Source organism: Thermomonospora cellulosilytica, from assembly GCF_014138835.1.
GTDB classification, from domain to species: Bacteria; Actinomycetota; Actinomycetes; order Streptosporangiales; family Streptosporangiaceae; genus Thermomonospora; species Thermomonospora amylolytica.
Map to the genome: position 1 here is coordinate 1,691,247 of NZ_JACJII010000001.1, position 11,807 is coordinate 1,703,053.

General features: G+C 70.8%; 11 protein-coding genes and 1 tRNA gene. 7 read left to right on the forward strand and 5 right to left on the reverse strand.

The window, feature by feature from the left end:
- Positions 1–158 precede the first annotated feature (158 nt).
- From HNR21_RS08150 to HNR21_RS08160, 3 genes are all read left to right on the forward strand, one after another.
- The gene (locus HNR21_RS08150; RefSeq protein ID WP_182704697.1) at positions 159–1,133 is read left to right on the forward strand and encodes a hypothetical protein; all 975 of its coding nucleotides are present in this window, start codon (positions 159–161) and stop codon (positions 1,131–1,133) included.
- Positions 1,130–1,957, forward strand: coding sequence for a GSU2403 family nucleotidyltransferase fold protein (locus tag HNR21_RS08155; RefSeq protein ID WP_182704698.1), 828 nt, complete (start codon positions 1,130–1,132; stop codon positions 1,955–1,957). Before HNR21_RS08150 ends, HNR21_RS08155 begins: the two co-directional genes overlap by 4 nt.
- A gap of 163 nt (positions 1,958–2,120) precedes the next feature.
- Positions 2,121–3,263 carry a hypothetical protein gene (locus HNR21_RS08160; RefSeq protein ID WP_182704699.1) on the forward strand — a complete coding sequence of 381 codons (1,143 nt, stop codon included), beginning with the start codon at positions 2,121–2,123 and terminating at the stop codon, positions 3,261–3,263.
- A gap of 785 nt (positions 3,264–4,048) precedes the next feature.
- Here the strand turns inward: HNR21_RS08160 and HNR21_RS08165 are convergent.
- The 5 genes from HNR21_RS08165 to HNR21_RS08185 form a co-directional block, all read right to left on the reverse strand.
- A tRNA-OTHER gene (locus tag HNR21_RS08165) sits at positions 4,049–4,186 on the reverse strand.
- Positions 4,187–4,683: 497 nt separating this feature from the next.
- The gene (gene ppk2, locus HNR21_RS08170) at positions 4,684–5,505 is read right to left on the reverse strand and encodes a polyphosphate kinase 2 (RefSeq protein ID WP_182704700.1); all 822 of its coding nucleotides are present in this window, start codon (positions 5,503–5,505) and stop codon (positions 4,684–4,686) included.
- On the reverse strand, positions 5,502–5,951 hold the full coding sequence (locus HNR21_RS08175; RefSeq protein WP_182704701.1) for a pyridoxamine 5'-phosphate oxidase family protein: 450 nt from the start codon (positions 5,949–5,951) through the stop codon (positions 5,502–5,504). Before HNR21_RS08175 ends, ppk2 begins: the two co-directional genes overlap by 4 nt.
- A 232-nt stretch (positions 5,952–6,183) precedes the next feature.
- On the reverse strand, positions 6,184–6,606 hold the full coding sequence (locus tag HNR21_RS08180) for a pyridoxamine 5'-phosphate oxidase family protein (RefSeq protein WP_182704702.1): 423 nt from the start codon (positions 6,604–6,606) through the stop codon (positions 6,184–6,186).
- Between the two features lie 82 nt (positions 6,607–6,688).
- Entirely contained in the window at positions 6,689–7,381 is a 693-nt protein-coding gene (locus HNR21_RS08185; RefSeq protein ID WP_182704703.1) for a response regulator transcription factor, read from the reverse strand.
- Between the two features lie 125 nt (positions 7,382–7,506).
- On the opposite strand from HNR21_RS08185, the gene HNR21_RS08190 reads away from it, so the two are divergent.
- From HNR21_RS08190 to HNR21_RS08205, 4 genes are all read left to right on the forward strand, one after another.
- Complete coding sequence (locus HNR21_RS08190; RefSeq protein WP_182704704.1) at positions 7,507–9,222, forward strand: GAF domain-containing sensor histidine kinase; 1,716 nt, start codon at positions 7,507–7,509, stop codon at positions 9,220–9,222.
- A 235-nt stretch (positions 9,223–9,457) separates the two neighbouring features.
- Positions 9,458–10,027: a DoxX family protein gene (locus HNR21_RS08195; RefSeq protein WP_182704705.1), complete on the forward strand. Its 570-nt coding sequence runs from the start codon at positions 9,458–9,460 to the stop codon at positions 10,025–10,027.
- Positions 10,028–10,200: 173 nt separating this feature from the next.
- Positions 10,201–11,034, forward strand: coding sequence for a universal stress protein (locus HNR21_RS08200; protein WP_182704706.1), 834 nt, complete (start codon positions 10,201–10,203; stop codon positions 11,032–11,034).
- A gap of 94 nt (positions 11,035–11,128) precedes the next feature.
- Positions 11,129–11,761: a flavodoxin domain-containing protein gene (locus HNR21_RS08205; RefSeq protein ID WP_182704707.1), complete on the forward strand. Its 633-nt coding sequence runs from the start codon at positions 11,129–11,131 to the stop codon at positions 11,759–11,761.
- Positions 11,762–11,807: the final 46 nt, after the last annotated feature.

The following is an 11,807-nucleotide window of genomic DNA, read 5'->3' on the forward strand; positions in this document are numbered from 1 at the left end:
CGCATAGTAGGCTGTTCCGCGTGCTGCGGAACGAGCCTCCACGCGGAACAGAGCTCCTGCATGCGGTAGCGCAGGAGCTCCGTTCAGTTCTTCCGCACGGGTGGGAGTTGGAGGTGTTGCGCGGACCCGCAGCCCTTGGCGATCAAGGAGCTGATCTGGTGCTGGAGCTCCGAGGGCCGGACGGGAGCCGCGGCCGGATCCTTGTCGAGGCCAAGGCGAACATCGAACCTCGTGATGTGCCGGCGACCCTCCACCAGCTCGAACGGTATGAGCAGGTCGACGGCAAGGGAGAAGGCGGTGGTCAGGGACGGATGGTGGTTGCCCCCTACCTGTCGCCGCGGACCAGGGATCTGCTCGCAGACGCTCACACGGGCTGGTACGACGCCACCGGCAACCTCCGTGTGCAGCTGGATCGGCCCGCTCTCTTCGTGGAGCGGAGAGGGGCCGACAGGAATCCCTACACCAGCGCGAAGGACCGGCGGCTGCGCTCCCTGCGAGGCCCGGGCGCGGGGCGGGTCGTCCGGTTCCTGCTCGACGACCATGTCCCCATCGGGGTGCGGACACTGGCGTCAAGGTCACAGGTCGGTGCCGCGACGAGCTCACGAGTTCTCGACCTTCTGGTCCGCGAGAACCTGATCGAAAGAGACCGTGAGGGCACGGTGGTCACGGTGCACAAGCGATCACTCGCATACCGGTGGGCGCAGGATTACGGGCTGATGACGGCCAACAACGCGGTGCCGATGCTGGCACCTCGGGGCGTCGACCGGCTCCTCCGAGACCTCACGACCTTCCGCCAGCCGTATGCGGTGACCGGTGCGGCGGCACTGCGCGCTCACCTGCCTGCGGACGCCACCGCGGTCGCGCCGCTCACACTGCTCACGATCTTCGTCGATGACGCCGTGGATGCACGGCGGGATCTGAGACTGCGCCCGGCCGAGCGCGGAGCCAACGTGCTGCTCGTCGAACCTTTCGATCGGGTCGTCTACCGAGAGTCCGTCGAGCGTGAGCAGGTGCGCTATGTCAGCCCCGGCCAGACGGTCGTCGACCTGCTCACTGGCCCAGGCCGCTCTCCAGAAGAAGGCCGGCAGCTTCTCGACTTCCTAGCGATCAAGGACAAGGAGTGGGCCCTGTGAGCCAAGGCGGGCCATCGCAGGAGTACGTGCTCGCCCGGCGTGTTCTGCTCGACGCGCTCGATGCGTTGGGCGCACACCGCGAAGCCATCGTCCTGGTGGGCGCTCAAGCCGTGTACCTGCACACCGGAGACGCCGACCTCGCAGTCGCCCCGACCACCACGGACGCGGACATCGCTTTGGCACCTGACCGCCTCCGCGACGAACCCCTTCTCGAAGACGCCTTGCGCACGGCCGGCTTCCTCCCCGGCTCCAATCCCGGATCATGGGTAGGCGCCCATGGTGTGGCGGTCGACTTGATGGTGCCCGAGGCGTTGAGCGGCTCGGGCGGACGACGTGGCGCACGCCTGCCGCGCCATGGCAACCGCGTGGCCCGCCGGACCACGGGACTCGAAGCGGCACTGGTGGACTTCGAAGAACGAGAACTGTCCGCCCTCGAAGACACCGACGAGCGCACTTTCGCCATACGGGTCGCAGGTCCCGCAGCGCTCCTGATCGCCAAGGTGATCAAAGTGGAGGAACGACGCAGTCAGGCGCGGCTTCAGGCCAAGGACGGACTCGACGTGTTGCGCCTGCTGCAGGCCACCGACCCGGAACCACTTGCCCGGCGCCTCGCGGAACTCGCCGTACACCCGCTTTCACGGGAGACGACCCACCAGGCCATCCAGTCACTCCGCGATCACGGAACCGACCCGGACGGTCCCCTGGCGACCCTGGCCGTTCAGGCCGTCGGCGTCCTCGAGGATCCAGCCACGATCGCCGGCTCGCTTACGGCCCTCATCGAGGAGCTGCTCTCCGCCTACGACCACACGGACGGGAGGGCGTGACTGCCGAAGGGTTGTGGGTCGTGCGCCACATGACTGGTGAGGCAACGGTGATTTCGGCGGCGGGTATCGCGTCCTCTTTTCGTGGCCGGTTCGGCATGATGGGTCCGAAGGGACCCGGGTAGGCGCTCTGGCCTTCGGGTTTCGCGAGCGGAGTCTGTGCGGTTTGAGCGAGTACCAGTACTACGAGTTCTGCGCGGTCGACCGGCCGTTGGGCGAGCGGGAGCGTTCCGAGTTGCGGGTGTTGTCGACCCGGGCGCGGATCACGGCGACGAGCTTCGTCAACGAGTATCACTGGGGAGACTTCCGGGGTGATCCCCGGGCCATGATGGAGCGCTACTTCGACGCGTTCCTGTATCTGGCCGACTGGGGCACCCGGCAGCTGATGTTCCGCGTTCCGCGTGACCTGATCGATCTGACCGTCGCCGAGCGGTACTGCCACACCGATGCCGCGTCGGTGTGGACGTCCGGGGATGACGTGATCGTGAGCCTGTACTCCGACCAGGACCCTGACGACTACTGGGAGGAGCCCGAGGGACGGCTGGCCTCCATCGTCCCGGTGCGTGCGGAGCTGGCGGCGGGGGATCTGCGGCTGCTGTATCTCGGCTGGCTGCTGGCGGTGCAGGCGGACGAGATCGACGATGACGAGTTGGAGCCGCTGGTGCCGCCGAATCTGCGGATGCTCAGCGCGCCGTTGCGCGCCGTCGCCGACTTCCTGCGGATCGATCGGGACTTGCTCTCGGTGGCCGCGCGGGCCAGCGTGGGCGGCACGTCTGGCATGCCGGAACGGGACGAGTTGGCCGAGTGGGTCAAGGGGCTGCCGCACACGGACAAGGACCGGCTACTGGCCCAGGTCGCCAGTGGCGAGGGCACCCGGGTTCAGAGGATCTTGCAACGTCGGTTCCGTGCCGAACGGCCGCACGACGAAGGAGCCGCCGAGGCCGGGGCGCGTACGGCGGGCGAGTTGTGGAAGGCGGCCGGCGAGCTCACCGCAGCACGAGAGCGGGCGGAAGCCGAGCGGCTGGAACGGGAATGGGCCCGCCAGGAGGCGAAGGCGGCGGCCGCCCATGAAAAGCGCCTGGACGACCTGGCCGGCCGTCAGGAGGACGCCTGGCGGCAGGTGGACGAGCTGATCGCCACCACCAGGCCCCGTGACTACGACCGGGCCGTCGCCGTCCTCACCGACCTGCGGGCGCTCGCTCGCCGACAGGACCGCGGTGAGGACTTCGCCGGGCGCCTGCGGGCTCTGCGGGAACGGCATCAACGCAAGCCCAGTCTGCTCAGACGCTTCGACCAAGCAGGGCTCTGAAGCAAGGCCGCCCGGTTCGCGTCGGCCCAGGATCTGCGGCATGGGTGGATCATGTGCCCCGTCGATACGGTGGAAGGACAGCGGATACCCCGAGGTGCGGCGAGGCACCGGGTATCCCGCGGGGAACAGGGTGGTCGGCGATATCACGGGGACGACCCCTGGAAAGCGAAGTGCGGGAGATCGAGACGGGCGCGGCCGAGTCTCAGTTGATCGGGCAGGTGCGGGCGCTTGTCGGCTGGGTGGGCACGGGCCGCAGGCTCACCCAGAGGGGTCGCCTCACGCTGGCCGACGTCCGAGGACTGGTGGCGCTCCTGGACACCGGTGATCAGATCGACCCGAAGATCGGGGGTCAGGTCTTCAGGACCGCGTCGAGTGCGGAACTGCCCGGGGCTGAACACGGTGGTGGCATGGACGATGGCCGCTCGTCTGGTGCAGGTGAGCGGAGCCCGGCTGATGGCGGTGAAAAACACCGGCCTGCTGGGACGTCCGGTGGAACTGGCCGTGGCGTTGCTGGAGTCGTTCGCCGGGATTGGCGCAGCGCTGTTGCCGTCGGGTTGGGGCGAGGCGCCGCTGCGCCGTGAGTTCGCCGATGTCGTCCCGGCCACGCTCAAGGTGCTGCATGCATGTGGAACCGTTCCGACCTGCGAGGCGGCACCATGGGTACGGAAGCTTATAGGCGGAAGGTGTTCGAGCGTCGTGCATCCGCCTGACGGCATTCCAGAGCTGGAAACCAAAGTACCCTCGACCACACTTCTGCTGGTCAGAGGGTGTTGGTGGGATTGGGGTGGGCAGGGGCGGGGTCGAACCGCCGACCTTCCGCTTTTCAGGTCACACCGCCTGAGCGCTGTGCTGACCTGCGAAGACCCAGCTCACTCGCGAGCGAGAAGCCGATAAGCGGATTGTGTTCACCACCAGGCTACACCAACCGTCTCCGTCTCTGTGCCCTCCGCAGGACATGATCATGTCTGGTGGTTGTGCTGCCCGACTGGTGCCGGTGGCGGAAGTGTTCGTTTCAACCGACTGTTGGAGGACGGCTGCCCTTGCGCCAACGGCGGGGCGTGAGCGGCTTGGAATCCGGTGAACGGCGCTGTGATGCAGTGCTCGCGCGAGGTGGCGAAGGATTGCAACGTTGGCGCCGCCGCTTGATCGGCTCTCGCGGACGGAGCGACGGATGACGGTTGGAGCGCCGCCGTCCGATGACAGCGCACCCCCTGTTCATCGAGGTCGGCCTGGCAAAGCCCGCCGACGTGCACGGTGGTGACGTGGCGCCGGTCGCCTGGCGTGGACAGCAGCCGGACGTCGGCCGCCCCGCGCAGGCGACGGCGATCCGCAGATTGCAGATCGCCGCGTCCACTGGCGGATGTCGGGGTAGGGGCTTTCGGCCGTACGTTCCGTTCCGGCCGCCCAGATCGGACCGGGGTCACAATGGGTCACCGGAAGTGAGGCCGGCGGCATGGTCGGGAACGTGGGTCTGGGTGTCGCGCGACGGCCTGCGATAGCCCTTGGACGGGGGACGGGCGGGAAGCTCCAGTTCGGGTGGCTCCACATCCTGGTAGGGGACGGTGGAGAGCAGATGGGCGATCATGTTGATCCGGGCGCGGCGTTTGTCGTCGGCCTCCACCACGTACCAGGGGGCTTCGGGGATGTCGGTGTGGACGAACATGTCGTCCTTGGCGAGGGAGTAGTCCTCCCAGCGGCTGAGCGATTCCAGATCCATCGGGGACAGCTTCCAGCGGCGCAGGGGATCGTCGAGCCGTGCGCGGAAGCGGCGCTCCTGCTCGCGGTCACTGACGGAGAACCAGTACTTGCGCAGCAGGATCCCGTCCTCCACGAGAAGCCGTTCGAACGTGGGGCACTGGTGGAGGAAACGCCGGTACTCCTGTTCGGTGCAAAAGCCCATGACGCGCTCGACGCCGGCCCGGTTGTACCAGGAGCGGTCGAACAGCACGATCTCGCCGGCGGCGGGCAGGTGTTCGACGTACCGCTGGAAATACCACTGGGTGCGCTCCCGCTCGGTGGGAACGGGCAATGCCGCGATCCGTGTGAGCCGGGGGTTGAGGTACTCGATGATCCGCTTGATCGCGCCGCCCTTGCCGGCCGCGTCACGCCCTTCGAACACCACGACGAGGCGGGCGCCCTCGACGCGTACCCATTCCTGCATCTTCACCAGTTCGGCCTGGAGCCGGAGAAGCTCTCTGACGTAAGGCTTGCGCGGGATCCGCCTGGTCTCAGGACCGTTCATCGCGGGCACCGCCCGGCCGCAGTTCCGGTCCCGGCCGCGGCGGGACGCAGACGGCGGCCGGAGATCCGCTGTGTGCTGATGCGGATGTAGTGCGGGTGCGGACCGGGCGGCCAGGGCTGAAGGGGCAGTTCCGCCAGGCGGCGGAGTTCGCCGGGGTCGCGTACGACACGGGCCTGCCCGACGACGGTGACGGACCAGCCGGTCGCGAAGGCCGGGTCGAAGTCGTCGGTCTCGAAGGCGACGACGGCGCCGCGCAGCGCGGTGGCGAGTTCGGATCCGGGGGCGGTCCGGATGACGACGTCCTCGCCGTCCAGGACGAAGGCGACCGGCCGGACCGCCGGTAGCGCGTGGTCGGTGAAGACCACGCGCCCGATGGGCACGGTGCCCATCAGATCGAGGCATTCGCGGCGTTCGAGGGCCTGCAGCCTGTTCCCGTCGGTGCTCATGAGTCCAGGATCGGTCCTGGCCCGTGGGCGTGAGCAGGGACGAATGTCCTCAGAGCGGCGTCCGTTGGCGATGACAGGTCCCTTCGTGCGATGGACTTACGCCCCTCCGCCGGTCCGCGCGGCCCGGCGGAGGGGCGGCTCGCGCGGACGAGAGCCCGGGTGCGGCGGGTTCGGACGGGCACCCCGCGGGGAGCGGGACGCCTCCGCCTCGTTCCGCCTGAGGGGTGCGGATTCAGGAGGCCGGGGCGCCGTGCCGGATGCGGCGGCCGGGGAGCAGGCCGGCGCGGATGCGGATGAAGTCGTCGTGGGGGCCGGGCGCCCAGGGTTCCAGTGGCAGGGTCCGCAGCCTGGCCAGCTCGGCGGGGTTCGTCACGACCCGGGCCGTGCCGACCAGGACGACCGACCAGCCGGTGCGGGTGGCGGGGTCGTAGTCGTCGGCCTCGAACGCGACGATGGCGTTGCGGGCGGCGGCCGCCAGCTTGGATCCCGCACCGGTACGGATGATCACATCCTCGCCGTCGAGGGCGAAGTTCACGGGCAGAACGGCCGGCAGGGCGCGGTCGGTGAACACGATCCGGCCCAGCGGCGCCCGGGCGAGCAGGGACAGGCACTCGGTGTGCTCGAGGATCTCCAGGCCCCCGGTGTCGAACGGCATGCCCCTCAGTCTCGCCGGGGCGCGGCGGGCGTCCCCAGGGTCCAAAGTCCCGGACTCCGACGGCCGTCGGCGGATCCCCGGGTCAGCCGTCGGTGTCCCGCCGGCTTCCGGATCGGGAGGCCTTGAGCTGGGCGGCCAGGGCGGCGGCCTGGGTGCGGCGGCGCATGTCGAGCTTGGCGAACAGGTTGGAGACGTAGTTCTTGACCGTCTTCTCGGCCAGGAACATGCGCTCGCCGATCTGCCGGTTGGTCAGGCCCTCGCCGATCAGCTCCAGGATCTGGCGTTCCTGGTCGGTCAGCGCCGCGAGCGGGTCCTTGCGGGTGGCGCGCTCGCGTACCCGCTGGAGCATCTTCGCGGTGCTGACCGGGTCGAGGAGGGATCCTCCGGCGGCGACGGTGCGGACGGCGCCGACCAGGTCCGAGCCGTGGATCTGCTTGAGCACGTACCCCGAAGCGCCCGCCATCACGGCGTCGAAGAGCGCGTCCTCGTCCTCGAAGGAGGTCAGCATCAGGCAGGCCACCTCGGGCATCCGGGACCGGATCTCCCGGCAGACGCTCACCCCGTCCCCGTCCGGCAGCCGCACGTCCAGCACCGCCACGTCCGGCCGGGCCGCGGGGATGCGGGCCAGCGCCTGGTCGGCGGAACCGGCCTCGCCGACGATCTCGATGTCGTCCTCGGCCGACAGCAGGGCGGCCACGCCCCGGCGCACGACCTCGTGGTCGTCCATCAGGAACACCCGGATCGGACGGCCCGACACAGGGGGCGGCGTGGTCATGGCGGTGGTCCTCCCGTGTCGGCGGCGCTGACGCGACGACGGTATCTGCTGGTACCCCTCCGGGAGGAGGCCGAACGTCGGGCGGCCCTGGGACCAAGGTCCCGCTTCGACCTAGACTGGCTGCCGTGTCCGCTGATCATGGACCGGACGAGGACCGGGCGAGGCTGATCCTGCCGCAGCTGCGGCTGGACGACCTGCTGACGGAGTTGCAGGCCCGGTTGCAGACCGTGGTGGCGACCCGGGACCGGGTGCACGCGCTGCTGGAGGCGGTGGTCTCCATCGGCGGCGACCTGGATCTGGAGACGGTGCTGCACCGGATCATCAAGGCCGCCACCACACTGGTCGACGCCCGGTACGGCGCGCTCGGCGTGATCGGCGAGGAGGGGGAACACCTCGTCCGGTTCGTCACGGTCGGGGTGTCCCAGGAGGAGATTGAGGCGATCGGGCACTGGCCGCACGGCCACGGCATCCTCGGCCTGCTGATCAAGGACCCCCGGCCGCTGCGGCTGCACGACCTGACCGAGCACCCCGACTCCCACGGCTTCCCGGCGGGGCATCCGCCGATGCGGCGGTTCCTGGGCGTGCCGGTCCGGGTCCGCGAGGAGGTGTTCGGCAACCTCTACCTGACCGAGAAGGCCGGCGGCGGCGACTTCGACGAAGAGGACGAGATCGTCGTCACCGCGCTGGCCACCGCCGCCGGCGTGGCGATCGAGAACGCCCGGCTGTACGAGGAGGGGCGGCGTCGCGAGCGGTGGCTGGCGGCCTCCGGCGAGGTCACCACGGCGCTGCTGTCGGGCCGCGACCAGGGCGAGGTCATCGGCCTGGTGGCCGAACGGGCCCGCCAGATCTGCGACGCGCACCTGGCCACGGTGTCGCTGCTCGACCGGACGGCCTCCCGGCTGGTGGTCCGGGCCGCCGCCGGGCCGGACGCCGACCGGCTGCACGGGCTGCGCGTCCCGCTGGACCAGGGGGTGGCCGCCGCCGTCTGCGACACCGGCGAGTCGCAGGTCCTGGCCGACGGGCATCCCGGCACGGCCGAGGTGATGCCCGGCCTTCCGGTGGGCCCGGTGCTGATGGTCCCGCTCGGCGAGGGCGGCGAGGTGCGGGGCGTCATCGCGGTGGCGGGCACGCCCGGCGGCGCGGCGTTCGGCAACGACACCCTGCGGCTGCTGGAGGCGTTCGCCGGCCCGGTGACGGTGGCGCTGGAACTGGCCGAACGCCGCCGCGACGCCGAGCGCCTGGCGCTGCTGGAGGACCGCGACCGGATCGCCAAGGACCTGCACGACACCGTCATCCAGCGGCTGTTCGCCACCGCGATGACGCTGATGAGCGCGGCCAAGCTGATCGAGCACCCGGACGTGTCGCAGCGGGTCCGCCGTGCGATCGACGATCTGGACGACACCATCCGGCAGATCCGCTCCACCATCTTCGCCCTCCAGACCGGACCCGAGGAGGAGGGCCTGCGCAGCCGCCTGCACGCCGTCGTCGACGCCGCCGCCGAGCAGCTGGGCTTCGCCCCCTCGGTGCGGCTGGACGGCCTGCTGGACACCGAGGTGGACGACGACCTGGCCGACCAGCTGGTCGCCGTGGCCCGCGAAGCACTGTCCAACGTGGCCCGCCACGCCCGGGCCGGCCAGGTCAGCGTGGCCGTCGACGTCGGCGACGATCTCGTGCTGCGCGTCGACGACAACGGCGTCGGCATCCCCGAAGAAGGGCGGCGCAGCGGCCTGCGCAACATGGCCGACCGCGCCGAACGCCTCGGCGGCAGCTTCCTCACCCGTGACCGCCCCGAAGGCGGCACCACGCTGGTGTGGCGGGTGCCGCTCCACCGCGACCGCTGAGCTCCCCGCAGCACCGGCCATACAGCTCCGGACACGGGGCGGCCGCCCGATCCCGGCGGGCGTGGCCGCATCCGTCGCCACCGCCAAGAGCGCGGCCGCCCGCGCAACGGTCCGGTCGTCCCTTGCTCGTGGGACCAAAGACCCGGGGAGACGGCCCACTCGGCTCTGCGGCGGGCGGGGAGCGGCGGGGTTCACTGAATCCAGATGAACCCCCACCAGAGAAAAGGTGAGCACGATGGCCGTCACCGAGCGCAGAGCACACCACGACCACCGCGCAGGCACCCGCTTCCCCCTGCCCGTTCCGGCGACGGTGACCGAGACCCCCGCCGCGCGCTACACCTGGGCGATCACCCGGCTGGCGCTGGCCTGGGTGTTCGTGTGGGCGTTCCTGGACAAGACCTTCGGGCTCGGGCACGGGACCCCCGCCGCCAAGGCGTGGATCGAGGGCGGCAGCCCCACCGAGGGATTCCTGAAGAACACCCCGGCCGGCCCGTTCGAGGGCTTCTACCACGGCCTGGCCGGGGCGGTGTGGGCCGACTGGCTGTTCATGCTCGGCCTGGCCGGGATCGGCACCGCGCTGGCGCTGGGCATCGGCATGCGCGTGGCGGCGACCGCCGGGGCCGCGCTGATGGTCATGATGTGGGCCGCGGTCCTGCCCCCCGACAACAACCCCTTCATGGACGACCACCTGATCTACGCACTCGTCCTGGTCGGCCTGGCCCTGGTCGGCGCCGGCGACACCCTCGGCCTCGGCCGGCAGTGGGGCCGCCTCCCCCTGGTGCGCAGGCTCCCCATCCTCAAGTGACCGCTCACGCCGACGCCCCGGACCGTGCTCTGGGGTCTTCGGCGTGTCCGGACTTTCGCCCGCCCACCGAAGGACCTCCGGCCCCGGGGGATGGCGCGCGTGGTTCATACCGTGACCGAAAAGCATCCGGTGGCGCAGACGAGCTGCCGGATCGATCCTCAGGGAGACTCGTCATGAAGGAACCGATCATCGTCGGCGTGGACGGCTCGCACCACGGCCTGCGTGCCCTGAAGTGGGCTGCGGCCGAGGCGGAGATCCACCGTGTGCCACTGCGACTCGTCCACGCCTCGGCGCTCCTGGGCGACGACGGGACGGTGTTCCCCGAGGCCGCTCTGGCCCGGCTGCGGGCGGAGCGCTCTCGCAGGCTCGACGAGGCGGCGGCCGCCGTCCTGGCACGGAGCCCGGACCTGGACATGCGGACCGAGTTGCTGGCCGAGGAACCCGGGCAGGCGCTGGTCCGGGCCGGCAGGGACGCGGCGCTGCTCGTCGTGGGCAGCCGGGGCACGGGGGGCTTCGACGGGCTGCTGCTCGGCTCGGTGAGCCTGCACGTGGCCGCGTACGCCACCTGCCCGGTCATGGTGATCCCGCAGACCGCTCCCGACCCGGAGCGAGCGTCCTTGCGCATCGTCGTGGGCGTGGACGAGGAGCATCCGGCCGACCACGTGCTCGGCTGGGCGTTCGCGGAGGCCGACCGCCGTGGCGTTCCCCTCACCGCGCTGCACGCCGTCTACACCGGGTACGGCTCGCCGCGGCAGCGGATCGGGGAGGAGATGGAGCTGTCGGAGGCGCTGGCCGGTTGGACGGCGAAGTATCCGGACCTGCCCCTCACCCGCGAACTCCCCGAGGACAAGCCCGCCCGCGCGCTGATCACCGCCTCGCAGAGCGCCGCCCTGCTCGTCGTGGGAGCCCGTCGCAGGCAGGGCCGCATCGGCATGGCCCTGGGCCGGGTCAACCACGCGGTTCTGCACCACGCCCACTGCCCGACCGTGGTCGTACCGGCCCCCTGACAGGGACGAAGCCCTGCCGGACCGCCGTCTGGCCCACGCCTTATCGGGGATTTCGGCCCTTGGCGTGAACGGGCACCGGCCGCAGAGTGGAGTTATGGACGTTCCCAAAAGCGTGATGGTGGCCTATGCGAGCCTGCACGGCTCCACCGAGGAGATCGCCGGGTTCATCGCCGCGCGGCTGCGCCGGGCCGGGCTGCGCGCGCAGGCCCGCCGCGCCGGGCCGGCCGCCGACCCCACCGGGTACGCGGCCGTGATCGTCGGCAGCGCCGTCCATCACATGGACTGGATGCCGCAGGCCGAGGGCTACCTGCACGAGCATGCCCAGATACTGGCCCGCCGGCCGCTGTGGCTGTTCAGCGTGGGGCTCCGCGACAGCCTGACCGGCCCGATAGGACGGCTGCTGGCGGCACACTACGGTGAGCCCCGGCAGATCCCGGACGCGCGCCACGCGCTCGCGCCGCGCGACCACCGGGTCTTCTCGGGAGTGGTGGCCCCCGACCACTACCCGCCGGTGGGGCGGCTGGTGGTCCGGGCGATCGGCGGGCGGTACGGGGACTTCCGCGACTGGGACGCCATCGGAGCCTGGACGGACTCCATCGCCTGCGAGCTGACGACACCGCGGCACCGCCGCAAGACCGGCCTTGCCGGTGACGCCGATCCCGGCCGGGACCGGCGCCCGTCCGCACGCCACCTCGGCGACCGGCCCGATCCTCGGGCACACGGATGACCGCCTCCAGCATCGCCCGGCGGCGGGGCGGCGATCTCCGCGACCG